Raw genomic sequence first — 24,664 nt, 5'->3', positions numbered from 1 at the left:
GGCTGCAATGCCGGGATTGGCTTATCCGTTCTGTTTCAGCAACCGTTGCTTCTGCCGGTTCCAGTCGCGCTTGGCAGAAGTTTCGCGCTTGTCGGCAACCTTCTTGCCCTTGGCGATGCCGATCTTCAGTTTTACCAGCCCGCGATGGTTGAAATACATCACCAGCGGCACCAGCGTCATTCCCTGCCGCCCGATGGCCTGCCACAGCCGCGCAAGCTCGCGCTTGTTCACCAGCAGCTTGCGCCTGCGGCGCTCCTCGTGTCCGAATACGCCGGCATTGGGCAGCGAGGCGATATGACCGTTGATCAGCCATAATTCGCCATCCTCGATGGAGGCATAGCTTTCGGCGATATTCGACTGGCCGGTGCGCAGGGATTTCACCTCCGATCCGGTCAGCATGATGCCAACCTCCAGATCGCTTTCGATGAAGTAATCGAAGCGCGCCCGGCGATTTTCGGCAATCACCTTGTAGTTCTTGTTTTCGCTTTCCTTGGCCATGACGGCATCAGATAGGGATCGGTCCGGGCAAAGTAAAGATTTCCCGGCTTGCGGCGGGCGAGTGGCTCGCACAAACTGTCGGCAACAAGGGAGGGGCTGATGAAACCGGGGCCGCGCAACCTGATCACCGATGTCGCCGGCCTGCGGGTCGGCAATGCGCAGGATGCGGAATTGCGTTCCGGCGTGACCGTGCTGACCGGCGACGCGCCCTTCACGGCCTCGGTGCATGTCATGGGCGGGGCGCCGGGCACGCGGGACACAGACCTGCTGGCACCCGACAAGCTGGTGTCACAGGTCGATGCGCTGGTGCTGTCGGGAGGGTCCGGATTCGGAGTGGCCGCTTGTGACGGTGTAATGGCCGGGCTCGCCGCTGACGGGCGCGGCTTTGCCGTGGGCGAGGCACGGGTGCCGATCGTGCCCGGCGCGATCCTCTTTGATCTGCTGAATGGCGGAAAGAAGGATTGGAGAGAAAACCCCTATCCGGAACTCGGTTTGCGGGCCTACAAGGCCGCAGCTTCCGAGTTCGCCATCGGCAGCGAAGGTGCGGGGACCGGAGCCATGACGGCCCGTTTGTGGGGCGGTCTGGGCTCGGCCTCGGCGGTGCTGGAGAACGGGATGACGGTGGGGGCCCTGGTGGCTGTCAACGCGCTCGGCTCGGCCACCGTTGGTGAGACAGCGCATTTCTGGGCCGCTCCCTGGGAACTGGAGCGCGAGTTCGGCGGTCTCGGGCTGCCATCCGAGTTTCCCGCCGCTGCCGAGCCTTTGCCCTTCAAGCGCCCGGGCGAGGCCACGACCATCGCCATCGTCGCGACGGATGCGAACCTGGACAAGGCCGGACTGCAAAGATTGGCGACGGTGGCGCATGACGGGCTGGCCCGTGCCCTGGTTCCCAGCCACACGCCACTTGACGGTGATCTGGTCTTTGCCGCCTCGACCGGCGCAAGGCCGTTGCAGGATCCGGTCGCGGATTCGTTCTGGCTTGGTCATGCGGCGGCCTCGGTTCTGGCTCGGGCTATTGCGCGGGCGGTTTTTACCGCCAGATCGCGCCCTGACGATCGTCGGGCCTGCTGGCGGGATATCGCGAAACGGGGGTGATTCCGCCGGCTCTTGCGGTCAGTGCTGCAACAGGTCATTTTGCAGCCGCTTATCTGCCAGAGGAACCCCGCCATGGATCTGCCCACATTGCTGACCGACATATCCGAGCGTTTGGGCGATCTGACGACTGCATTGTTGATCGGGCTGCTGACCGGCGCATTGTTCGGTTTTGCGGCACAGCGCTCTGCCTTCTGCCTGCGTTCGGCGGCGGTGGAACTGGCGCGAGGTCGTCCCGGTTCGCGCATGGCTATCTGGCTCATGGCGGTCGGGGCGGCTGTATTGTCGGCGCAGGGGGCGCGGATGACGGGGCTGTTTGACGCGGATACGGCGCAACTGATGAATTTCGCGGGAAGCTGGTCCGGGGCGGTCATCGGCGGCCTGATCTTTGGCATCGGCATGGTGCTGGCGCGCGGCTGTTCGGGGCGGCTTCTGGTTCTGGCAGGCACCGGCAATCTGCGCTGCATGCTGGCGGGGCTTGTCTTTGCGCTGGTCGCACAGTTCACCATCGGTGGCTTCCTCGCCCCGGTGCGGCAATGGGTGAACGGGATGTCGATGACCGCAGGGGGCCGCAACATGGACCTGCTGGCGGAACTCGGTGCGGGACCATTGTTTGGGGTGCTGGTCGGTGCCGCCATGCTGCTTGTGGCTGTTGGGCTGGCGCGTCGCACGGGCACCGGCCTGTCTGCGGGTGTATTTGCGATGATCACCGGCATCGCCATCACCATCGGATGGGTGCTGACCTATACGCAATCTCTGGTATCTTTCGAGCCTCTGGGCGTCGTCTCGGCGACTTTCGCGGCACCCTCGGCCGGGGTTGTGCTGTCGCTGATGACCGCCGAGTTCGCGCTGGACTTCAGCCTCGGCCTGATCCCCGGGGTGTTTCTCGGCGCCTTTCTCGGTGCGCTGGCCGGTCGGGAGTTGCGATTGGAGGGTTATCACAGCGTCCCGCAGATGCTGCGTTCGCTCGGCGGCGGGGCGCTGATGGGATTCGGAGGCGTTCTGGCAGGCGGCTGCGCGATCGGGGCGGGTGTCACCGGTGTATCGATCTTTGTCGGGCCGCTGATGCTGGCGACCATGTGCTTTTTCATCGGGGCATGGGTGGCGGATCGGATCGTGGACCGCGAGGCTGCCGCCGCGCATCACCCGGTGCGGCTTCAGCGCTGAGTGCCGGATCAGAATTCGATCCCGATCCGAACCCCCAGCCTGTCCAGGCTGATCCCGAACCGCATCGAGCCGGCGGTCATGCCGACAAGGGCTCCGGCCGCTACTTGCCCGGCGTTATGGGCATTCGCATCGATTCGCGATAACCCGACAAGCAGGGTTGTGCTATAGAAGACCCCTTGTGCGGTCCGGCTTGTCGCGGTGCAGTGGCGCGACAGTTCCGCCGCCCCCCGCGAATGCCGAGGCTGTATGGCCCGAGGGGAAACCCCGGTCTCCCCCGCTCGGGCGCCGGTTGATCGGGGCATTTCCGAGGCCCATTTTTGAACCATGCACCAGAATCGTGGTCTTGCCGTAATCTGCAAGGAATGACGCAAGGCGATCATTATGCCCCGCGCAATACGCAGCGGCCAGAGGCAGGACAATCTGCGCAGTATCGCCAAAGGTTTCGAAGGATGAGGCGGTGGAAGAGGTCGGGGCAAGCATGCCAGCGGCTGCAAGGAGAGATGGGAGTAGTGCTCCGATACCGGGAAACAACGCTGCTGTTTGTGTTTTTGCCGCCACGATCCACGCCCGCATTGGAACACGCTAACCCTGTCATCCAACGATTGATACAGGGTTAAGCCGTCACCGTCGCGGATGGGCGGCCCGATAGACGGCCATCAGATGGGCATCATCCACACCGGTATAGACCTGTGTCGTGGACAGGCTGGCATGACCCAGCAACTCCTGGATGGTGCGCAAATCACCCCCGGCGGCAAGCAGATGGGTGGCAAAGGAATGGCGCAGCGCATGCGGAGTCGCCGAGGGCGGAAGCCCCAGTGCCGCCCGCGCCCGCCGCAGTGCCGAGGCGATGGCGTCCTGGCCCAACCTGCCCCCGCGCACGCCACGGAACAATGGCTGATCCAGGGCCTGCCGCCAGGGACAGAGACGCAGATATTCGGCCACCGCTTCATGTGCTACGGGCAATACCGGCACATGCCGCTCCTTGCCGCCCTTGCCGGCAATCACCAGTGCCTCGCGAAAGGGCCAGTCGCGGCCATCCAACCGCAACGCCTCGGAAATTCGCAGCCCGCAGCCCCAGAGAAGTGTCATCACCGCCACATCGCGGGCCGAGACCCATGGCGTGTCATGCCCCACCGCAACCATGTCCAGCGCATCCTGCGCCTGATCGGGTGAAAGCGGGCGGGGCAGGGACCGAGCATATTTCGGACTGCGGCTCGCGAGTGCTGCGGACAGGTCGAAGCCCTCGCGGTCCGAGAGCCAGCGCAGGAAACTGCGCACCGCCGATTGCCTTCGCGCCAATGAACGCGCGCCCAGCCCCCGCGCCCGTTCAGAGGCGGCGAAGGCGCGCATATCCGCCTGCCGCAGGGATGCCAGAGATTTCGGCGTGGCAGCCTCGCCGTGATGCCCGCTCAGGAAACCCAGGAAGGCCAGCAGATCGGCGCGGTAGGCCGTGATCGTGTGGGCGGAGCGATCGCGGGTCGCGGCCTCGATCTCCAGCCAGCGGGCCAGCGCATCCGCCATGGCGGGGGCGAGGGCCAGCGGGCCGGGCGAGGTCATGCCCTAAGCCGCATGATCAGCACCAGCCGGAACACCTGCCCGAAGAATCGCAGCAGGTCGGTGCCATGGGCGGGCATGAAGCGCGACTTGTCGGCGCTGCCCATCAGCAGCACCGCCTTTGGGCGCTTGGCCCCCAGGTCAAGAGGCAGGAGCGCCTCCGAGGCGACATCGCGGGCATGGGCCGGCTTTGTGATCGGCTCGGCGGCACGCAGGACGATGTCGTCACCACGGGGCGCGCGGCGGCCTGCTGCGATGATCTGGTCAATACTGCCTTCGGGCGTGACGATCACATCCTCGGGCAGGCCCGGAATGGCAGGAGTTTCCTCGACCACCAGCCGCAGCGTCTCGATCCGCAGAAGCGGCGCGATCTCGGTCTGAAGGCTGTCGATGAATTCCTCCAGATCGGCGGCCTCGAGCAGGCCGATCACCGCCCGGTGCACCACCGCAGTTCCCGACTGGTTGTCATAGGCCGTGGCGATGACGCTTTCATGCTGCGCCTCAAGCCGGTCGAGCCGGGTCTCCAGCGCCTCCATTGCGCGGCCGCGGATGTCGATGACATTGTCGCCGATCTCGGCCTCGCGCGCATCGACAAGCGCCCGCATCAGGTCGCGGTCGGCGAGGATGACGCCGGGATCGGCCAGAAGCTTGTCTCGAATCTCCTGATCGAGTTCCAACGTCATTCCTGCCCCTTTCGATGTCATGCCGCTCTCAGCCGATTTTCTGACCGGTCTTTTCCCAATCGGCATTGAACTGCGCCAGGCCCTTGTCGGTCAAGACATGGTTCGCCATCGACTTGATGACGGCGGGCGGTGCGGTGATGACATCGGTGCCGATCTTGCCAACCTCGATGATATGGTTGACCGAACGGATCGAGGCCGCGAGGATCTGCGTCTCGTAGCCGTAATTGTCGTAGATTTCCCGGATATCGGCAATCAGTTCGACCCCGTCCAGATGGATGTCGTCCAACCGGCCGATGAAGGGGCTGATGAAGGTCGCACCGGCCTTCGCCGCCAGAATCGCCTGCGCAGGCGAGAAGCACAGGGTGACATTGACCATGTGGCCGTCGTCCGACAGCGCGCGGCAGGCTTTCAGCCCGTCCCAGGTCAACGGCACCTTCACGGCGATATTGTCGGCGATCTTGGCAAGTGTCTTGCCTTCGCGGATCATGTCATCGGCCTTCTCGGCCACGACCTCGGCGCTGACCGGGCCGTCCACCATCTCGCAGATTTCGCGGGTGACTTCGGTGATGTCGCGCCCGGCTTTCAGGATCAATGACGGATTGGTCGTGACACCGTCCACCATGCCCAGATCATTGAGCTCCCTGATAGCGGCAACATCTGCGGTATCGACAAAGAATTTCATGGTCCGGCTCCCTTTGTGGCGGTTCGTGAGCGTCATACTCCAGATGGGGTCCGTCGGAAAGAGGGACAACCCATGATGCGCGGACTTGCAACCTGCCCGGCAGGTCGGCTTTATCTGCGCAATGAACGATGAAAGCCCACCAGCCCATTTCCCCCCGCGCAGCCGGATTGCCGTGCTGACGACCGAACCCGTGGGCGTGCTGGATTATCTTGCGCCCGAGGGTGGCGTCAGGCAGGGGCAGCTCGTGCGCGTGCCCCTTGGGCCGCGCCGGGTGCTGGGACTGGTCTGGGGCGAGGGAACCGGTGATTTCGATCCCGCCAAGCTGCGCCCGGCCGGCAAGGCGCTGGAGGCCGAGCCGTTCCAGCCCGGCTTTATCGATTTCCTGATCCGTGCCGCCGATTACACCCTGACTCCGCCGCCACTGATGCTGCGCATGGCCACGCGCGCGCCGGATCTGGACCAGCCGCCTGCCGCCCGCCGTGTCATCGTGCCCGCCGGCGAGCCCCCGGATCGGATGACAGAGGCGCGCTCGCGCGTTCTGCAGGTCATGGCCGATCACGGCGGGGCCAGTTTTGCGCCGTCCGAGCTTGCGCAACTGGCCGGGGTCGGGACATCGGTAGTCAAGGGACTGGTTGCGCAAGGCACTCTGGCAGAGATCGAGGCGCCGCGTGACCTGCCCTATCCGCGTCTCGATCCATCGCTGCCCGGAAAATCGCTTGCCGAGGATCAGCAGGCCGCCGCCGACAGCCTGCGTGGCGCGATCCGCGAAGGCGGCTACGGCACAACGCTGCTGCGCGGCGTCACCGGCTCAGGCAAGACCGAGGTCTATCTGGAGGCCGTCGCCGAATGTCTGGCGCAGGGGCGGCAGGCGCTTGTTCTGCTGCCGGAGATTGCGCTTTCGGCCGAGTTCCTGGAACGTGTCGAGGCGCGTTTCGGCGCGCGTCCCGGGGAATGGCATAGCGGCATCACCCGCACCGAACGCCGCCGCCTGTGGCATATGGCCGGGCGAGGAGAGGTCGGGCTGGTGGTTGGCGCGCGTTCGGCGCTGTTCCTGCCATTCCGCGATCTTGGGCTGATCGTCGTCGATGAGGAACATGACGGCAGCTACAAGCAGGAGGACGTGGTTTACTACAATGCTCGCGACATGGCGGTGCTGCGGGCCTCGATTTGCAAGGCCCAGGTGGTGCTGGCCTCGGCCACGCCAAGCCTTGAAAGCTGGGTGAATGCGGGCAGCGGGAAATACCGGCGGCTGGATTTGCGCTCGCGCTATGGCGAGGCGGAACTGCCCGACATGACCGCCATCGACCTGCGTGCCGAAGACATGCCGTCGGGGCGCTGGATTTCGCCGACCCTTGCAGAAGCGGTCGAGGCACGGTTGGCGCAGGGCCAGCAATCCCTGCTGTTTCTGAACCGCAGGGGGTTTGCGCCGGTGACGGTTTGCCGGGCCTGTGGCGAGCAGATCGGCTGTCATCAATGCGATGCGCGAATGGTCGAACACCGTTTCCAGAACCGGCTTGTCTGCCATCAATGCGGCGAGACTCGGGTGATCCCCACGGCCTGCCCGTCCTGCGGGGTCGAGGGCAAGCTGGCGCCTATAGGACCCGGTGTCGAACGCATCGCTGAAGAGGTCGCGGAACGGTTTCCCGATGCGAAGGCGACGGTGCTTTCCTCGGACCTGTTCCATTCGGCGCGGGCGCTGAAAGAGACCATCGCGGCGATTGCCGAGGGCGATACGGATATCATCATCGGCACACAGATCGTCGCCAAAGGGCACAATTTTCCAAGGCTTACGCTGGTTGGTGTGATCGACGCGGATCTGGGGCTGCAGGGCGCCGACCTGCGGGCGGCGGAGCGGTCCTTTCAACTGATGCGGCAGGTGGCAGGGCGCGCGGGGCGGCAATCCGGGCAGACGCCGGGTGTGGCGATGCTACAAACGCATCAGCCCGATCACGCGGTCATCCGGGCGATTCTGTCGGGCGAGGACGAGGCCTTCTGGGATGCCGAGGCGGCGGGGCGGCAGGCGGCCGGGATGCCTCCTTTCGGACGGCTGGCAGGGATCATCCTGTCGCATCCCGACCTTGCCACGGTCGCAGGGTTCGCGCGGAAACTGGCGGAAAACGCGGAAATATTGCGCGAGGCCGGTGCCGAATTATGGGGGCCTGCACCGGCGCCCATCGCCCGGGTCAGGGGGCGTCAGCGGATGCGGATGTTGATCCATGCACCGCGCCAGGCCCCGCTGCAGGCGGCGATCGCCGACTGGCTGGCACCGCACAAGCCGCCGACCAATCTGCGACTGGCCGTGGATATCGATCCACAGAGTTTCCTGTAGGATGGGCAAACCGGCTCTTGCCAAGAGCAGGATGATTGCCGCATTTACCGGGAAGGGAGAAGGTTAATGCGGTTTCTGGTTTTCATGGCTTTATTTGCGGGTCCTGCTATCGCTCAGGATTGTCATCCCAATTACGACGGAGTGTGTGTTCCGATCGCCAGCGATGTGGATTGTGCCAGCGGCAGCGGAAACGGCCCTGAATATGTTCAGGGGCCAGTCCGCGTCGTCGGACCGGATGAATACAGACTGGATCAGGACGGCGATGGTATCGCCTGCGAGCCGTGAATGCCCGAACTATCCCGGCATCAATTCTTCAGCACGATGCAGCGGCCACCGATTTTCTTGAATTTCAGGCAGAAACTGGCGGCTTCGCTCCGGCTTTCATAACCGACTTGAGCGGTGTAAATCGTGCGTGGCATGCCGCTCAGCTTCTTGCGGACATAGCCGACGCGTTTGCCTCCGAGGATTGGATGCAGACTGCGGTTCAGGCGGTTGACCTGCTGGATTGCGCCGGATCGGCTTGGATGGCTGGCGACGATCACACCCCACGGAAAAACGCGCGGCTGGATGATGAACTCGCGCAGGCTGCGATCACCCGCCATCTTCTCGCAGGCGGAGCGGAACTCCGGCTCGGAATTCAGGGCGAGCTTCAGGTCATCGTCCCCGGGCGGGTTGTCGCGCCAGCGCAGGGCGCTGTAGCCGGTGATGGCCTCGACGTAATCCAGCGTTTCATAGGGCAGGGTGGTCTGTTTGGCGATAAACCGGGCAGCACGGTTTTCGCCGCCGTTATATGCGATGGCGGCCAGCCCGATATTGCCGAAACTGTCGCGCAGATAGTCAAGATACCACGCCGCCTTGCGGATGGCCTGTGCCGGATTGAACGGATCGTCGAGATCATAAAGATCGGCGGTTCCCGGCATGAATTGTGCGATCCCCAATGCGCCTGCGGGGCTGATCGCGCCGGGTTCGAAGCGGCTTTCCTTCCATAGCAGGCGTGCGAGGAAATTCGGGTCGAGTTCATGTTCCGAGGCATTGCGCTCGATCAGCCGGCAGACATCGCTTGCATAATGTTCCAGCCGGACGCAATCGCGCCCGTCATCCGAGCAGCGCGTTTCTTCGCCCGTCTCGGCAGGCGGGCGGCCTTGCACGGCGTCCACGGCAGGCCGGGCGAGGGCCTGGCCGGAGATAATGAGCAGGATCGCAATAAGAAACGTGAAATGGCGCATCTTCAGGCAAGGGATCCCGGTGGTGTTCGAAAGCCAGGGATCATTTTTTCTTGCCGGATTTCTTGGCTTTTTCCTTGGAGTCGGGGGCCTTGATAGCTGCCTTTCGCGCGACCTTCTTCGCTGCCTTCCGGGCGGCGCGCTCAGCTTCCTTTTCGGCTTTCCTGGCAGCTTTCTTAAGCTCTTTTTCTGCCTGTTTCGCGACTTTCAGGGCGGCTTTCTTCGCAGCTTTCTTCGCGGCCTTGGCGGTGTCCACGGGTAAGGCTTCGGAACCGGACGAAACCGCTTCGGCCTTGGGGGCCGCTATCGGCGACGGCGCAACGACTGCTGCTGCCGGTTCGGGCCGGATGGCTGGTTTGAGCGGGGCAGGCTTTGCGGGAAGCTTGGCGATCCGACGCGAACCTGTTCTCTGATCGGGTTTACGTGTTTCGGAGGTCTTGCGACCGGCGGGCTTGCGCGTTTCGCGGCGCGTGACGGTTTTTGCCTTGGCGGGGGAGGTTCGCGAGGTGCTCGCGGGTTTTGCCGTGGCGGATTTGGTGCCTGTGCCGCCCCTTGGCTTACCCTCGGCTGTCAGGCCGCGTCGGCGTCGCTCGTTCATGGCCCGGCGCAGGGCGGTGGCCAGCAGGTCGGCGCGCGTCACCTTGCCATCCTTGCCGGGCTCGCCGGCGGTTGCGAGCGCTTTCGTGAGATCATCGATAAGCCGTATCAGACCTGGCGCGTCCAATGCAGCAATGGCCGGCTGCCTGCTGGCCGTGGCCAGCGATTGCTCTTTGGCGGGCAGAATGTCCTGTTCGAGTTTCATATAGTTAGGCATTGCGCTTCCTCGTGGAGGCTTATGGATATGTTTTCCGCGCAGATTGCGTTAGCGCGCGGAAATTTGCAATTGAAATGGCCCCGATCAGCGATCGGGGCCAGCAAAACGCATCGGCTTCCAAGCACGGCTCATCGCGCTGGAACGGCACTTTCAACCAGTGGTGGCTGTGTTGTCGGAGCCGCCGCTACCGCGGTTGCCTGGGCCTGCTCGCGCGCGGGGATGACATAGCCCTCGGGTGTTTCGATCAGCGGGCCTTCGAAGCGCAGGCTTTCGGCCTGGCTGCGAACCGTGACACGGGTGCCCAGTTCGGTTTCGTCGAACAGGTCCATGATGTCCTGGTTGAACAGGCGAATACAGCCCGCCGAGGTGGCCTTGCCGATCGAGGAGGGATCCATGGTGCCGTGGATACGGTAATAGGTATCGCGGCCATTGCGATAAAGATACAATGCACGCGATCCCAACGGGTTGTCGACGCCGCCCGGCAGGCCGCCAGCGAATTGCGCATAAAGCTCAGGCTCGGTGCGGATCATGTTCTGAGTGGGTGTCCAGCTTGGCCATTGCTTCTTGACCGAGATAACCCCGTCGCCGCTGAAGCCCTTGCCGGCACGACCTACGGCAATACCAAAGCGCATTGCCTCGCCATTTTCGAGCACGTGGTAAAGCACCCGGGCATAGGGATCGACCACGATGGTTCCGGGTGCCTCGGGACCGTTATAGGGGACGCGCTGGCGCTGGTTGCGCTCATTCAGATAGGCCGCGCGCACCGCGGGGATCTCTATCGACTCGCCGTTGGGGCCGGTATCGGTGCGGGCTTCATAGATTGCGGGCACATCCGCGCCGCCAAGATTTATCGGTGTCTGACTGGAACCGCAGGCGGACAGACCAAAAGCCGCCACTGCAAGCAGATATGCTAAGCGCATCTTCAATTTCCTTATTCGGCAGCAGATGCCCCGAAGACGGGGCATCCGAGGCAATTTTACTCTTGCGAATCCCGCAGGGAGCAGAACCACACGCGATTCGAGCTAATTCCATCAGCCTGTCGCGGGGTCAGGCAGTCAACCCTGCTGGCCGGTCATATGGAGAATTGATTAAAGGCTGTGGCCAATCAGCCCTAGAAAATTCGCATTCAGGGTGTTTCTATAGGATGAATGCAACCGGAGGATGATTTTCATCACGGGAACTTCATTATGTCTTTCAGGGAGTTCACGTGAATGTGGGCTATCTGCCGACGCAATGAATATGGGTGACACCATGTCGGGGGCTGATTGCCCTTCGGGCAGAGCCTGTCTAAGCTGCCCCGAAACCAGCAGTGACATCCGACGTGACACATAAAGATTCCGCCCGATCCTCGGCCTTCGCCCCTTTTCGGCATCATGATTTCCGCATCCTGTGGAGCGCGACACTGGCATCGAATTTCGGCGGGTTGGTTCAGGCGGTCGGTGCCGCGTGGCTGATGACACAGTTGACCGAAAGCGCAACGCTGATTGCACTGGTCCAGGCGTCCAATACGCTGCCTATCATGCTGTTGGCACTGATATCGGGGGCGTTGGCGGATCTGTTCGATCGCAAGTTGCTGCTGCTGGCTGCGCAAAGCCTGATGCTGCTGATCTCTGCCTTGCTGGCCTTCGTGGCATGGCAGGGATGGCTGACGCCGTGGTTGCTTCTGGGCTTTACCTTCCTGATCGGATCGGGGCAGGCCCTGTATAACCCGCCTTGGCAGGCCAGCATGGGTGATCTGGTCCCGCGAGAGGATCTGCCCGCCGCGGTGACACTGAACTCGGTCGGCTTCAACCTGATGCGCAGCGTCGGCCCGGCCGTCGGCGGCTTCATCGTGGCCGGTTTTGGCGCGGCGGCGGCCTTTACCGTGAACGCCATGAGCTACCTACCGCTGATCGGAGCATTGGCGTGGTGGAAACCGGATGTCGCACCTCAAACCATACGACGCGAGCCCTTTGTCTCGGCCGTAGGGGCGGGGCTTCGCTATGTCGCTTTGTCGCCCAATCTGCTGCGGGTCATCCTGCGCGCGGCACTGTTCGGCTTTGCGGGCGTATCGGTATTGGCGCTGCTGCCGCTGGTGGCCAAAAGCCATCCCGAAGGAGGGTCGTTGCTGTTCGGCGGGCTGCTTGGCTGTTTCGGGGTCGGGGCGATTGCCGGGGCAATGTTCAACCCGCGCATTCGGGAGAGCTTCGACAACGAGATCGTGATCCGCGTCGCCTTTCTGGGCTTTGCCCTTGCCGCGGCGATCCTGGGGCAGACGCGATCGGTCTGGCTTCATGCGCTGGCCATGCTGCCGGCGGGCGCTTCATGGGTTCTGGCACTATCGCTGTTCAACGTGACGGTTCAACTGTCCACCCCGCGTTGGGTCGTGGCGCGGGCACTGGCGCTGTATCAGACGGCGACATTCGGCGGCATGGCGGCGGGCTCGTGGATCTGGGGCGGCGTGGCGGGTGCGCAGGGGCTGGGCACTGCCCTGACCATGGCAGGGGCGTTTCTCGCACTGGGCGCGCTGGTCGGGCTGTGGTTCCGGGCGCCGGAATTCGGCAAGCTGGATCTCGATCCCGCGAACCGCTTTCAGGAACCGGCACTGCGGCTGGATTTGCGCGGACGGTCCGGTCCGATCATGATCATGGTCGACTACCGGATCGCGCAGAAGGATGTTCCGGAATTCCTGCGCCTGATGCAGAAGCGTCGCAATATCCGCCGCCGCGACGGCGCCCGGAACTGGGCGCTGCTGCGCGATCTGGAGCATCCTGACTTGTGGTCGGAAAGCTATCACATCGCGACCTGGGACGAATATGTCCGCCATAACCTGCGCCGCACCAAGTCCGATGCCGAAGTCACTGCCGAATTGCGGGCCCTGCATATCGGGGAGGGCGATCCGGTCGTGCATCGCATGATAGAGCGTCATTCCGTCAGCCTGCAGGATGACGTTCCGCTGATCGGCAAACTGGAGGTGCCCTGAGATGACGGAAAACCCGCTGGTCATCGCCCCCAATCTCAAGCGTCGCCTGTCGGGTGTGACCGCGACGGTGGTGAGGCTGATCCCGGTGCAGGCCCGGATGATCGCGATCTGTGCCACTGGGCCCGGCTTGCCCCCGGGATTGCCACATATCCCGTTGATCCGCGCGGCAATGATGCCGCGTGATCGCTGGCGGGTCTGGCACGCCCGGCGCAATACCGAGATGCTGCTCGGGCTGGTGCTGACGCGGCTCTTGCGGCGCAAATATCGGCTGCTGTTCACCTCGGCCTCGCAAAGGACGCATAGCGGCTATACCAAATGGCTGATCGGCCGGATGGACGCGCTGGTGGCGACCTCGGCCAAGGGAGCGGGCTATCTGGATCACCCCGCGCAGGTCATCCATCACGGCATCGATACCGAAGGTTTCGCACCGCCGGAGGACCGGGCGGCGCTGCGCGAAAGACTCGGGCTTCCTGCGGACGGTCTGCTGGTCGGCTGCTATGGCCGCATCCGGGCGCAGAAGGGGACCGGCGATTTCGTGCAGGCGATGATTGCGCTTCTGCCTTCCCGGCCCAATGTGACGGCGCTGGTCATGGGGCGGGCGACCGAGAAGCATCAAGGCTACCTTGCCGATCTGAAGCGGCAGGTAGAGGAGGCCGGGTTGGGCGGGCGAATCCGTTTCTTGCCGGAGGTGACAGTCGACCGGATGGCCGAATGGTACGGCGCGCTCGACCTTTATGTGGCGCCGCAGCGATGGGAGGGGTTCGGCCTGACCCCGCTGGAGGCGATGGCCTGCGGCGTGCCGGTCGTGGCCACCCGCGTCGGCGCCTTCGAGGAATTGATCGTGCCCGGGGCCGGAACATTGATCGTGCCGCAGGATGAGGCTGCGATGCAAAAGGCGGTGGCGGATTGGCTGGGCAACCCGGATGCATTGGCCCGGGCGGGACAAGCGGCCCGCGAACACGCCGTCCGGAATCACGGGATCGAGGCCGAGGCGCGGGCGCTGGTCGATATCTATCGAGAATTGCTGGCGCGGCCGTGACTCCGCTGCGCTTCCATATCGCACGGCTGATGCGCGACGAGGCGGTTCTTGCGCGGCTGTCGGTTCCGCAAGGCAACCTGCTGGCCGCGCTGGAGGGCAAGAGCGTGGCGCTGATCGGCAATGCCCGTGCCCTGGCCGGGACGAGCCATGGCGCCGAGATCGACGCTGCCGATCTGGTGGTCCGCATCAATCGCGCGCCGATGCCCTCGGCGCAGAGCCATGGCAGCCGGACCGACTGGCTGGCGCTTGCCGTCCGGCTGTCCTCGCGGGAGCGGGGGCGTATCGCCCCCGGACGTATCCTGTGGATGTCGCATAAGCGCAAGCGGCTGGATTGGCAAAGCGCGACCAGTGCCGGGTTCTACCTGCATCCGCTGGCCGATTACCGGGCACTGAAGGACCGGCTTGGAGCGCCCCCCACCACCGGCGCGATGATGATCGATTTGCTGATGCGTTCGGGTCTGGCGCGGCTGACACTCTACGGCTTCGACTTCTTCGCCAGCCAGAGTCTGTCGGGCCATCGCACCGCCAAGCAGGTGCCGCATGATTTCAGCGCCGAGGCCGGATGGGTCGACGATCTGGCGCGGCATGACGGACGGCTGGCCCCGTCTGGCCCGTCCGTGGCCTCCGGAGGGTGAGCCCATGTTTCCGATCCGCGACCATAATCCGTCCCGCCGCAGGCCGATTGTCACCTATCTGCTGATCGCCGCCAATGTGGTCATGTATCTGGTGACCCTGCCCGCCCTGGATGGCGCAGAGATGCTGTGGGCGCGGCTGGCATTGTATCCGCTGGCGATCTCGAACGGAGAAATGCTGTCGGGATTGGTGACCCACATGTTCCTGCATGCGGGTTTCATGCATATCGCCGGGAATATGCTGTTTCTATGGATCTTCGGGGATAACCTTGAGGACCAGATGGGAAGACTGGGTTTTCTGGCCTTCTACCTGGCTTGCGGGCTTGCCGCCGCGGCCGGTCAGATCGCCGCCGATCCGTTCTCGCCCGTTCCGATGGTCGGTGCCTCGGGCGCAATTGCGGGCGTAATGGGCGGATACCTGTTGCTGTTCCCCAGGGCGCGGATCGATATCCTTTTCATCTTCATCATCTTTTTCAAGGTATTCACCGTATCCGCCTGGATCATGCTGGGCCTGTGGTTTGCGATCCAGCTTTTCGGCGGTTTCAGTTCAGTGGGATCAGAGGGCGGCGTCGCCTATTGGGCGCATGCAGGAGGGTTCGTTGCCGGATTGATCCTGACCTTGCCGCTGTTCCTGCGGCGTGGGGGCCCCTCGTTCTGGAACCGCACCCATGGCAAGCCACCTCATGCCGATGCGGTCTATCCGCCAAGCCGTATTCCGCGTGTGCGGCGCTGATACCTGCCATCAACCCGGCATGCGCCCGATGCTCATATGCCGCTTGCGGCCAAAGCCCGGGCGCCGCTCGACGGTAAAGCCTGCCGCCTCCAATGACCGCCGCACATTCCCGGCGGCGGTGTAGGTGGCAAAGCTGCCGCCAGGGGCGGTGTGGCGTCCAACCTCGGTCATCAGTTCGCCCGACCACATCTCGGGGTTTTTCGCGGGCGAAAAGCCGTCCAGGAACCATGCATCCGCGCATCCCTGCCATTGCGGCAGGGTCTTGCGCACATCGCCTTCGATCATCCGCAATTCGACCTGCCCCACCGGGATGACCTGCTGCCCCCATCCGGCGCGAAGCTGCGCTGCAAGACCGGCCAGTTCGGGGAACGCGGCATGGGCCTGTTCAAGCTGCGGCAGGCTCATCGGGAAGGCCTCGAAACTGGTCATCGCCACGGGAGCTTGCGTGATCGCCGCCAGCGCGAGGCAGTTCAGCCCGGTGCCGAAGCCAAGTTCCGCGACATGGAAGCCGGGGCGAAGCCGCGCGGGCAGGTCGTTGCCGGTCAGGAAGACATGCCGGGTCTCGGCCAGGCCGCCGGCGAGGCTGAAATAGGGATCGTCGAAGCGGGTCGCCACTGGCACCCCGCCTTCGCGCCATTCCAGCACGGGCTCATCGCATCCCGCGATGGCCGGGGGCTCTGCCCCCGGACCCCCGAGGTATTTGGACAAAGAAGAAGGCGGCTTTGAATTGGAGGGCATATTCGTTGGCGATGCTTGCGGGATCTGAGCAGCTATAGAGGTTAAGCTGTCGCGGTGGCAACTATCGGAGGTAAGGTGGATGGCGCTGGCTTGCGCCACGGCCGCATGGCGATGTATTCCCACCTTGCCGTTTCCAGTAAAGGTTCGCGATCGCCTTGCCCAGTCCCAGCAGATCAGTCAGCGCCGATATGACGGTCGTCGGCGGCGGTATCCTTGGCCTGAGCTGCGCGTGGGAACTGGTCCGGCGCGGCGCGCGGCTTCGGGTGATCGAGGCTGAGCACATCGGGGCGGGCTCGTCGGGCGGTCATGTCGGGGCGCTGGCACCGCATGCACCCGAGAACTGGAACGGAAAGAAGGCGTTTCAACTGGAAAGCCTGTTGATGGCTGCGGATTTCTGGGCCGGAGTAGAGGCAGTATCGGGATTGCCGACGGGCTACGGTCGCGTGGGGCGGGTGCAGCCGGTTGCCGATGCGGCAGAGGCCGAGAGGCTGCAGCCGCGTATAGCGGCCTCGGCCCGGCAATGGCCTGCTCATATGGCGATGCGGTTGACGGACCGGCCTGCCGCGCCTTTGTCGCCGCAGAGCCCTTTGGGGCTTTGGCTGGAAGACGGGTTGACCGCAAGGATCAATCCTCGCGCCGCATTGACCGCCCTTGCCGCTGCCATCCGGGGCAGGGGTGGCGAGATCGTCGAGGGGCGTGCATTGCATCCGCACGAGGTCTCCGGTCCGGTTCTTTGGGCGACCGGGACCCCGGGGCTGGAGGCGCTTTCGCAGGATCTGGGGCATCCGGTGGGCAAGGGGGTCAAGGGGCAGTCCGCCTTGTTGCGCTTTGATGCAGGGGTGGCGGCGCAACTTTTTGCCGGAGGTCTTCATATCGTACCCCACGAGGATGGAACGGTAGCGATCGGGTCGACTTCGGAAAATGATTTCACGGATAATCGCACCGATGCGCAGCTTGACGATATCATCGCCAGGGCGCGCGGGATATGTCCGGCACTTGCCGAAGCTCCGGTGATCGACCGGTGGTCGGGGAGCCGGCCCCGTGCGAAAAGCCGCGCGCCGCTATTGGGGCCATGGCCCGGGCGGGAAGGGCATTTTGTTGCGAATGGGGGCTTCAAGATCGGCTTTGGCATGGCCCCGAAAATCGCCGTGGTAATGGCGGATCTTCTGCTGGACGGGCGGGACTCGATTCCCGGGGAGTTTCGGTTGGCATAGGCCGGTTCAGGATGACCGGGCAGCCAGCCCGCCCCCGGCATCCCTGCGCCGGGACACGTCCAGCTTGGCTTCGGATTCGCGGATTTCGCGCAGCCTCCGGCGGATATAGGCCAGATGGCCATGCGCAGCCTCATGAGCGGCGCCGGAATCCCGGGCAATGATCGCCTGCGCGATGGCACGGTGCTGCTCGCGCAATTGTTCTCGGGTGCCCGGCAAGGTGAACAACTGCCCACGGTTATGGATCACGTCGCGCCGCAGATTGCCCGACAGCGCCCGCATGACCTGCAGCAGCACCAGATTATGGCTGGCTTCATAGATCAGCAGGTGCAGTTCGGTATCGGCCTCCGCCTCCTGTCCGGGATCGGCTGCCGCATGGGCCCGGTCGATCCGCTCCAGACAGGCGTGGATGCGGCGCAGGTCGATGTCATTGGCGCGTTTCGCGGCCAGCGCTGCGGCCTGGCATTCGACGATATCGCGAAACTCCAGGTAGTCATCCGCCAGTTCCGCCCGTTCGGACAGCAATGTCAGCAGCGGGTCCGAGATGGCCGCCGCGCCCAGATGGGAGACGCGCAAACCCCTGCCGTCAGCGGCCTGCAGCAGCCCCTTTTCCTGAAGCGCCTTCAGCCCGTCTCGCAGGGTGGGGCGTGAAACATCCAGGCGCTTGGCCAGTTCCCGCTCGGGCAGTAATTGCTCGCCGGGCCTCAGCGCGCCTTCAAGGATCAGCGTCTCGATATGGCGGGCGACGCTTTCGGCGGCCTTTTCGGATTTGATCGCGCTTCCGGACATGACGGCTCCTGTATTGCTCCTACACAATCCGATTTGACATGCTTGGTCAAATTATTTTACCAAGTATTTATTGCAAGGAAGAGGCGCCCCATGTCCGGCATCGCCATGCCCCAGCCAGACGAGCATATCCTGAAGCGCGCGCCGCAGATTGTGGCGGCATTGCGGGAGGCTTTGCCGCAAGACACGGTGATTTCCGATCCCGAGGAGACCCGGGCCTATGAATGCGACGCGTTGACGGCCTATCGCTGCGCACCTCTGGCGGTGGTGCTGCCGCGATCGACCGGGGAGGTCGCGGCGGTCATGCGGATTTGCGCGGATATGGGCGTGCCCGTAGTGCCAAGAGGCGCGGGGACATCGCTGGCCGGAGGCGCTTTGCCAACCGCCGATTGCGTGGTGATCGGCACGGCGCGGTTGCGCGATGTGCTGGAGATAGACACCGATAACCGTTTCATCCGCGTGCAGACCGGCGTCACCAATCTGTCGGTCAGCGAGATGCTGGAGCCGCATGGTTTTTTCTATGCACCCGATCCGTCCTCGCAACTGGCCTGCACCATCGCGGGCAATATCGCGATGAATTCGGGCGGGGCGCATTGCCTGAAATACGGGGTGACAACGAATAACCTGATGGGCGCGACGGTGGTGCTGACAACCGGCGAGATCGTCGAACTGGGCGGGCCGGAATTGGGGGCGTCCGGTCTGGATTTGCTGGGCCTGCTTTGCGGCTCCGAGGGGCAGCTCGGAATCGTGACCGAGGCGGTTCTGCGGATCATGCCCCGACCCGAGGGCGCTCGCCCGGTGTTGATCGGCTTCGACGGTGCCGAGGTGGCGGGGGAATGCGTGGCGCGGATCATCCGCTCGGGCGTGCTGCCGGTTGCCATCGAGTATATGGACGAGCCCTGCCTGCGCGCGGTCGAGGATTTTGCCCATGCCGGATATCCGGATTGCGCCGCCGTGCTGATCGTCGAGGTCGAGGGGTCCCCGGACGAAATCGCCGACCAGATCGCCCGCATCCGGAGGATTGCGGATGAGCTCAATCCGGTCGAGTTCCGCGAAAGCCGCAACGCCGATGACGCGCTGGCGATCTGGAAAGGGCGGAAGTCGGCTTTTGGCGCGATGGGCCGGTTGGGGGATTATATCTGCCTCGACGGGACGGTCCCGGTTGGACGGCTGCCCCAAACGTTGCGCGGGATCGGGGAATTGTCGAAACAGCACGGGCTGGAGGTTGCCAATGTCTTTCATGCGGGCGACGGCAACATGCACCCGCTGATCCTGTTCGACGCCAATGAGCCGGGGCAACTGGAACGCGCCGAGGCATTCGGGGCGGATATCCTGCGGCTCTGCGTCGAGATGGGTGGCTGTCTGACGGGCGAACATGGCGTGGGGGTCGAGAAGCGCGACCTGATGGGAACCCAATACGATGCCCTGGATCTGGAGATGCAGATGGAGGTGAAACATGCCTTTGATCCCGCATGGCTGTTGAATCCGGCCAAGGTCTTTCCGCTGGAAGCCAGCGCCCCCTATCGCCTGAAAGCTGCCGAATGACGACAGATGCAATCAGCCGCCTTGCTCCCGCGACCGAGGATGAACTGGGCGGGATCGTGGCGGAGCATTTCGCCTCCGGTCAGCCATTGCGGATCGCGGGTGGAGGAACCCGCGTCCAGACCGGCCATGTCGCCGGGGAACTGCTGACGACCCGCGCGATCTCGGGCGTGGTAACCTATGAGCCCGGAGAGATGACCCTGATCGCCCGTGCCGGAACACCCCTGCAGGAGATCGAGGCGATGCTGGCCTCGGAAGGGCAGGCGCTGGCATTCGAGCCGCCCGATCTGCGCAGGGTGCTGGGGGGGGATGGCTTGCCGACGATCGGCGGGATGGTCGCGGCGAACGCGTCGGGGCCGCGGCGGGTCATGGCCGGGGCCTGCCGCGATCATCTGCTGGGGGTGCGTTTCGTGGATGGGCAGGGCCGTATCCTGAAGAATGGCGGACGGGTGATGAAGAATGTCACCGGGTTGGACCTGTCCAAGCTGCTTTGCGGCTCCTTCGGAACGCTCGGGGTGCTGACCGAGGTGGCGATGAAGACGCTGCCACACGCGCAGGCCCGGGCTACGCTGGCCTTTCCGGGCGTTGACGAGGCGGCGGCACTGCGGATTTTCGCATCCGCGCTGGCCACGCCCTTCGAGATATCCGGTGCGGCATTCCATGATGGCACTGCCTGGCTGCGAATAGAGGGGCTGCCGCCGCAGCTTGCCTATCGGCAAAAGCGTCTGCAGGACCTGTTCTCCGGTCACGAGATCGGGATCTTGGATGCTGATGCGACCGTCAGTCTCTGGCGGGACCTGCGCGATGTCACCCATTTCGCCGGGACGGATGCGCCATTGTGGCGCGTGCTGGTCAAGCCGAGCGATGCTCCGGTCATTGCGGGGGCGCTGCGGAGGCTTGGCGGACAGGTGTCGCTGGATTGGGGGGGTGGTTTGATCTGGTATTGCGGGCCGGGCGAGGTCGCTGCGGTTCGCGCAATCGCCCCGCATTCGGTGCTGGTACGGCATGCGGGACAGAACGGCTTGGCCTTTCCGCCGCAATCCGAGCCGGTTGCGCGCCTGTCACAGGGTTTACGCCGGAAATTCGACCCTGCGGGGATCCTCAATCCCGGTCTGATGGGAGTCTGACATGCAGACGAATTTCACGCCCGAACAGCTTGCCGATCCGACCACCGCGCGCTCCAACGAGATCCTGCGCTCCTGCGTGCATTGTGGTTTCTGCACCGCCACCTGCCCGACCTACAAGCTGTTGGGGGACGAATTGGACAGTCCGCGCGGGCGCATCTACCTGATCAAGGACATGCTGGAAAACAACCGCGTGCCGGACAGCAAGACGGTCGGCCATATCGACCGCTGCCTGTCCTGCCTGTCCTGCATGACGACCTGTCCCTCGGGCGTGCATTACATGCACCTTGTCGATCATGCCCGCGAGTATATCGAACGGACCTATCGCCGCCCTCCTGCCGAGCGTGCCCTGAGATGGCTGCTGGCGAAGATCCTGCCCTATCCGGGGCGCTTCCGGCTGGCGCTGAGAGCGGCAAGGATTGCACACCCGTTCCGCCGCCTGATGCCCGATGCGCGGCTCAGGGCGATGCTGGACATGGCGCCAGAGAAGATCCCGCCGGTCAGCCGCAATGACGCGCCACAGGTATTGCCTGCGCAGGGGCCCAGGCGCAGGCGCGTGGCGTTGCTGATCGGCTGCGCGCAGCGGGCGTTGAACACCGATATCAACGACGCCACGATCCGCCTGTTGCGCCGCCATGGTTGCGAAGTGGTGATCCCGCAGGGCGTTGGCTGCTGCGGCGCGCTGACCCATCATATGGGCAGAACCGGCGAAAGCCACGCCATGGCCGCCGCCAATATCCGCGCCCTGATGGCCGAGTTGGACGGGGGCGGGCTTGATGCCGTGGTCATCAACACCTCGGGCTGCGGCACCACCGTCAAGGATTACGGGCATATGTTCCAGGATGATCCGCTGGCCGGGGATGCGGCGCGGGTGGCGGCGCTGGCAAGGGACATCACCGAGGTGATGGCCGATCTGGGCTTGCGGGATGCCAGTCATGCCGAGCCGCTGCGGGTCGGTTATCACGCCGCCTGCTCATTGCAGCATGGCCAGCAGGTCAGGGCCGCGCCCAAGGAATTGCTGGCGCAGGCGGGTTTCACGGTGCTGGAACCCCGCGACAGCCATATCTGCTGCGGCTCTGCCGGGACCTATAATCTGATGCAGCCGGAGATCTCGGGCCAGTTGAAGGCCCGCAAGGTCGAGACACTGGAGGCGCTGGAACCGCAGGTCATAAGCGCAGGGAACATCGGCTGCATGATGCAGATCGGTTCAGGAACCGGGGTGCCGGTCGTCCATACCGCGGAATTGCTGGACTGGGCGACCGGAGGGCCGCAGCCGCGCGGGTTGGCTGGAGCTGAAGGCTGAGCGGGATTGCGTCCCGCGATGGCCGGGGGTTTCACACCCCCGGACCCCCGTGAGGTATTTGCGCAAAGAAGAAAGGGCGTAGGGCTGGCTGGCCGCGATACCGTCTTGGCGCATGCGGCAAAGCGCGTTGATCAGCCTGCCCGGGTCATGGTCAGCGTGACCCATTCGCCCAGATCGTCGCGGCGATCCAGTGTGAAACCGGCGGTCTGATAGGCCTCGATCACCTCCTGGCCCTGATCGGTCAGGATGCCGGACAGGATGATCTTGCCGCCCGTTCCGACGTGGCGGGCCATTTCAGGGGACAGGTCGATCAGCGGCTGCTTCAGGATATTGGCGAGCACCAGATCGAAGGGTGCGGCTTCCTCCAGCATTGGATGATCAAAGCCGCTCGCCTCGATGCAGACGACCCGGCCATCCAGCCCGTTGGCGATGACATTGGCGCTGGCCGTGTCCACCGCGATGCGGTCGATATCGCTGGCCAGCACCGTATGCGGCCAGATCCGCGCCGCGCCCATCGCCAGAACGGCGGTGCCGCAGCCGATATCGGCGATGCGCTGCGGCTGGTAACCGTCATTGGCCAGGCGATCCAGGGCTTCGAGACAGCCCTTGGTGGTGCCGTGATGACCGGTTCCGAAAGCCATCGCCGCCTCGATGCACAGAGCCTCGACACCCTCGGGCACCCGGTCGGCGTCATGGCTGCCATGGACATAGAACCGCCCGGCCTCCACCGGGGACAGTTCACGCCGGACATGCGCGACCCAATCGACCTCGGGCAGTTCCGAGATGACGAAAGGATCGGCACCATAGGCCGCCGCCAGCAGCGCCAGCGCCACCTCGTCGGGCTGTTCGAGGAAATAGACCCCGACTTCCCAGCGATCCGAGCCATCCTCGATCTCGAACACGCCGGAGCCGACGGGTTCGGGTGCCAGTTCCTCGCAGGCTTCGGCAAGGGCTTCGGCGGGCGCGCGTCCGGCAAGATGGGTCAGGGCGGTGAATGTCGGCATGTGCAGGGTTCCAGATTGGGTTCCGACGCCATAGCGCGGCACCTGCCCGGACGCAATCTTTGCCGCGTTGCACAATGTGCAGCCATCGGCTAGCCATATGCGCGGATGGAGGGCAATGCAAATGCCGGAAGACAGAGGATGACTGCCGCGACTGGCACGGAACCCAATCCCGTGATCGAGACCAAGCCGCTGGTGGCTGCAGCATGGATGATGGGGGCGGTGGCTTCCTTCACCTCGATGGCGGTTGCCGGGCGGGCTGTTTCGCTGGAACTCGACACGTTCGAGATCATGGGCTGGCGTTCGATCTTCGGCGTGGCGATCATGATTCTGGTAATCAGCATGCGTGGGCTGTGGGGGGTGATCAACCTTCACCGGCCCGAACTGCATCTGGCACGCAATATCTGCCATTTCACCGCGCAGAACCTGTGGTTCTACGCGATCTTCTCGATTCCGCTGGCACAGGTTTTCGCATTGGAGTTTACCGCCCCCCTTTGGGCGCTGATCCTGTCGCGGCTGTTTCTGGGCGAAAAACTGACCAAGCCGCGCGCAGTGGCCGCGATCCTGGGGTTTGTTGGTATCCTGCTGGTGACCCGGCCTGGATCGGCGCCGATCACACCCGGCTTGATCTCGGCCGCGGCCTGTGCGGTAGGGTTCGCGCTGACCTATGTCTTTACCAAGAAGCTGACCGCAATCGCCCATACCGCCTGTATCCTGTTCTGGATGACCCTGTCGCAAACCGTTTTCGGGTTTCTTTGTGCTGGCATCGACGGGGATATCGCGCTGCCCTCGGTTGCGGCGCTCCCATGGATCGCAGTGATCGGTGCGGCGGGGCTGGCTGCGCATTTCTGCATCGCCAGCGCGTTACGGGTGGCACCCGCGACGCTGGTGATGCCTTTCGACTTTCTGCGTCTGCCGGTGATTGCGGTGGTCGGGCTGATCTTTTATGATGAACCGCTCGGGTTGCTGGTCATCGCCGGGGCTGCGCTGATCCTGTGCGGGAACTATCTGAATATCCGGGCCGAGGCACGGCGGCGTCAGACACCGAGGCCCGGGGCGCCGGGACCCTGAGCGGCGGCGCGGTCGTCGGGGTTGAACATCTCGCACAGCTCGTGCGACAGGCAACCGCAACGGATGCAGCCGCTGAGTCGGTCGCGGACCCGCTGCAACATGTGGATGCGGTGATCTAGATCGTCTCGCCAGCCCTCCGAGATGCGCGCCCAATCCTCGCGTCCGAGCGGCTGGCCCGAGAGGGCGGGCTTGAGGGCCGTGCGAATTTCCGCCAGCGGAATACCTGCTTGCTGGCCCGCCTTGATGATGGCCAGAATGCGCAGGCTGGCCCGTGAATAGCGCCGGTGATTGGCGGCGTTGCGAGTGGAGCGAATCAGCCCTTCGCGTTCGTAGAAATGGATGGCCGAGACGGAAATACCGCTGCGACGGGACAGAGCGCCGACCGACATGACCGGAGTCGAAGGCGAGCATATATTGTTTTTACTGGACATTTTTTACTTGTCCTAAACTATGGTTGAGGTCTTAGGGTGGCGAGCCATG

24 protein-coding genes are annotated in these 24,664 nt (G+C 64.1%); 13 read left to right on the top strand and 11 right to left on the bottom strand.

Going from position 1 to position 24,664, the window contains the following annotated elements:
• Positions 1-21: 21 nt before the first annotated feature.
• Positions 22-498 (bottom strand): SsrA-binding protein SmpB, encoded by a 477-nt coding sequence (gene smpB / locus C9E81_RS12130; RefSeq protein WP_122112616.1) that lies wholly within the window; start codon positions 496-498, stop codon positions 22-24.
• Positions 499-597: 99 nt separating this feature from the next.
• Between smpB and C9E81_RS12125 the strand changes: the two genes are divergently transcribed.
• Positions 598-1,593 carry a P1 family peptidase gene (locus tag C9E81_RS12125; RefSeq protein ID WP_122112615.1) on the top strand — a complete coding sequence of 332 codons (996 nt, stop codon included), beginning with the start codon at positions 598-600 and terminating at the stop codon, positions 1,591-1,593.
• Between the two features lie 72 nt (positions 1,594-1,665).
• Entirely contained in the window at positions 1,666-2,757 is a 1,092-nt protein-coding gene (locus C9E81_RS12120; protein ID WP_122112614.1) for a YeeE/YedE family protein, read from the top strand.
• 621 nt (positions 2,758-3,378) lie between these two features.
• On the opposite strand, the gene C9E81_RS12110 is transcribed toward C9E81_RS12120, so the two are convergent.
• Genes C9E81_RS12110 through fsa form a run of 3 tightly spaced genes read right to left on the bottom strand, consistent with a single transcriptional unit; the run spans position 3,379 to position 5,676 of the window.
• Positions 3,379-4,314, bottom strand: coding sequence for a tyrosine recombinase XerC (locus C9E81_RS12110; protein ID WP_122112612.1), 936 nt, complete (start codon positions 4,312-4,314; stop codon positions 3,379-3,381).
• A complete protein-coding gene (locus C9E81_RS12105; RefSeq protein WP_122112611.1) occupies positions 4,311-4,994 on the bottom strand; it encodes a DUF484 family protein in 684 nt (227 codons plus the stop codon). Before C9E81_RS12105 ends, C9E81_RS12110 begins: the two co-directional genes overlap by 4 nt.
• A 28-nt stretch (positions 4,995-5,022) precedes the next feature.
• The gene (gene fsa / locus C9E81_RS12100; protein ID WP_122112610.1) at positions 5,023-5,676 is read right to left on the bottom strand and encodes a fructose-6-phosphate aldolase; all 654 of its coding nucleotides are present in this window, start codon (positions 5,674-5,676) and stop codon (positions 5,023-5,025) included.
• A gap of 121 nt (positions 5,677-5,797) precedes the next feature.
• Between fsa and C9E81_RS12095 the strand changes: the two genes are divergently transcribed.
• Both C9E81_RS12095 and C9E81_RS12090 read left to right on the top strand, forming a co-directional pair.
• Complete coding sequence (locus C9E81_RS12095; RefSeq protein ID WP_122112848.1) at positions 5,798-8,005, top strand: primosomal protein N'; 2,208 nt, start codon at positions 5,798-5,800, stop codon at positions 8,003-8,005.
• A gap of 66 nt (positions 8,006-8,071) precedes the next feature.
• Entirely contained in the window at positions 8,072-8,290 is a 219-nt protein-coding gene (locus C9E81_RS12090; protein WP_122112609.1) for an excalibur calcium-binding domain-containing protein, read from the top strand.
• Between the two features lie 20 nt (positions 8,291-8,310).
• Here C9E81_RS12090 and C9E81_RS12085 read toward each other — a convergent pair whose 3' ends face one another.
• The 3 genes from C9E81_RS12085 to C9E81_RS12075 form a co-directional block, all read right to left on the bottom strand.
• Entirely contained in the window at positions 8,311-9,231 is a 921-nt protein-coding gene (locus C9E81_RS12085) for a lytic transglycosylase domain-containing protein (RefSeq protein WP_122112608.1), read from the bottom strand.
• Positions 9,232-9,271: 40 nt separating this feature from the next.
• Positions 9,272-10,042, bottom strand: a complete 771-nt coding sequence (locus C9E81_RS12080) for a hypothetical protein (protein WP_147457589.1) — start codon at positions 10,040-10,042, stop codon at positions 9,272-9,274.
• Positions 10,043-10,170: 128 nt separating this feature from the next.
• Positions 10,171-10,962: a L,D-transpeptidase gene (locus C9E81_RS12075; protein ID WP_122112606.1), complete on the bottom strand. Its 792-nt coding sequence runs from the start codon at positions 10,960-10,962 to the stop codon at positions 10,171-10,173.
• Between the two features lie 401 nt (positions 10,963-11,363).
• On the opposite strand from C9E81_RS12075, the gene C9E81_RS12070 reads away from it, so the two are divergent.
• The 4 genes from C9E81_RS12070 to C9E81_RS12055 are packed head-to-tail and all read left to right on the top strand — an operon-like array spanning position 11,364 to position 15,408.
• Positions 11,364-13,004 carry an MFS transporter gene (locus C9E81_RS12070; RefSeq protein WP_122112847.1) on the top strand — a complete coding sequence of 547 codons (1,641 nt, stop codon included), beginning with the start codon at positions 11,364-11,366 and terminating at the stop codon, positions 13,002-13,004.
• A 1-nt stretch (position 13,005) separates the two neighbouring features.
• Positions 13,006-14,043, top strand: coding sequence for a glycosyltransferase family 4 protein (locus C9E81_RS12065; RefSeq protein ID WP_122112605.1), 1,038 nt, complete (start codon positions 13,006-13,008; stop codon positions 14,041-14,043).
• Entirely contained in the window at positions 14,040-14,678 is a 639-nt protein-coding gene (locus tag C9E81_RS12060) for a glycosyltransferase family 29 protein (protein WP_122112604.1), read from the top strand. The genes C9E81_RS12065 and C9E81_RS12060 overlap by 4 nt, the downstream gene beginning before the upstream one ends.
• A 4-nt stretch (positions 14,679-14,682) precedes the next feature.
• Positions 14,683-15,408 carry a rhomboid family intramembrane serine protease gene (locus tag C9E81_RS12055; protein WP_122112603.1) on the top strand — a complete coding sequence of 242 codons (726 nt, stop codon included), beginning with the start codon at positions 14,683-14,685 and terminating at the stop codon, positions 15,406-15,408.
• 9 nt (positions 15,409-15,417) lie between these two features.
• Here the strand turns inward: C9E81_RS12055 and mnmC2 are convergent, their stop codons facing one another.
• A complete protein-coding gene (gene mnmC2, locus C9E81_RS12050; protein ID WP_122112602.1) occupies positions 15,418-16,146 on the bottom strand; it encodes a tRNA (5-methylaminomethyl-2-thiouridine)(34)-methyltransferase MnmC2 in 729 nt (242 codons plus the stop codon).
• A gap of 188 nt (positions 16,147-16,334) precedes the next feature.
• On the opposite strand from mnmC2, the gene C9E81_RS12045 reads away from it, so the two are divergent.
• Positions 16,335-17,360, top strand: coding sequence for an NAD(P)/FAD-dependent oxidoreductase (locus tag C9E81_RS12045; protein ID WP_122112601.1), 1,026 nt, complete (start codon positions 16,335-16,337; stop codon positions 17,358-17,360).
• 6 nt (positions 17,361-17,366) lie between these two features.
• On the opposite strand, the gene C9E81_RS12040 is transcribed toward C9E81_RS12045, so the two are convergent.
• Complete coding sequence (locus C9E81_RS12040) at positions 17,367-18,146, bottom strand: FCD domain-containing protein (protein ID WP_122112600.1); 780 nt, start codon at positions 18,144-18,146, stop codon at positions 17,367-17,369.
• Positions 18,147-18,245: 99 nt separating this feature from the next.
• Between C9E81_RS12040 and C9E81_RS12035 the strand changes: the two genes are divergently transcribed.
• From C9E81_RS12035 to glcF, 3 genes are read left to right on the top strand one after another with little or no spacing between them, the layout of a single operon-like run.
• Positions 18,246-19,688, top strand: coding sequence for an FAD-linked oxidase C-terminal domain-containing protein (locus C9E81_RS12035; protein WP_208021174.1), 1,443 nt, complete (start codon positions 18,246-18,248; stop codon positions 19,686-19,688).
• On the top strand, positions 19,685-20,812 hold the full coding sequence (gene glcE, locus C9E81_RS12030; protein WP_122112598.1) for a glycolate oxidase subunit GlcE: 1,128 nt from the start codon (positions 19,685-19,687) through the stop codon (positions 20,810-20,812). Before C9E81_RS12035 ends, glcE begins: the two co-directional genes overlap by 4 nt.
• Before the next feature lies 1 nt (position 20,813).
• Complete coding sequence (glcF, locus tag C9E81_RS12025; RefSeq protein WP_122112597.1) at positions 20,814-22,112, top strand: glycolate oxidase subunit GlcF; 1,299 nt, start codon at positions 20,814-20,816, stop codon at positions 22,110-22,112.
• 131 nt (positions 22,113-22,243) lie between these two features.
• Here glcF and C9E81_RS12020 read toward each other — a convergent pair whose 3' ends face one another.
• Entirely contained in the window at positions 22,244-23,116 is an 873-nt protein-coding gene (locus tag C9E81_RS12020; protein ID WP_122112596.1) for a 50S ribosomal protein L11 methyltransferase, read from the bottom strand.
• A 138-nt stretch (positions 23,117-23,254) separates the two neighbouring features.
• Here C9E81_RS12020 and C9E81_RS12015 point away from each other — a divergent pair, with 138 nt between their 5' ends.
• Entirely contained in the window at positions 23,255-24,184 is a 930-nt protein-coding gene (locus tag C9E81_RS12015) for a DMT family transporter (protein ID WP_122112595.1), read from the top strand.
• Here the strand turns inward: C9E81_RS12015 and soxR are convergent.
• Complete coding sequence (gene soxR / locus C9E81_RS12010) at positions 24,151-24,615, bottom strand: redox-sensitive transcriptional activator SoxR (protein ID WP_122112594.1); 465 nt, start codon at positions 24,613-24,615, stop codon at positions 24,151-24,153. The two genes, C9E81_RS12015 and soxR, sit on opposite strands and share 34 nt — an antisense overlap.
• Positions 24,616-24,664 lie beyond the last annotated feature (49 nt).

The sequence above is a fragment of the Paracoccus alkanivorans genome, assembly GCF_003697785.1.
GTDB lineage: Bacteria > Pseudomonadota > Alphaproteobacteria > Rhodobacterales > Rhodobacteraceae > Paracoccus > Paracoccus alkanivorans.
The sequence above is the reverse complement of the archived record's forward strand: the minus strand, read 5'-3'. Positions and strand labels throughout refer to the sequence as shown.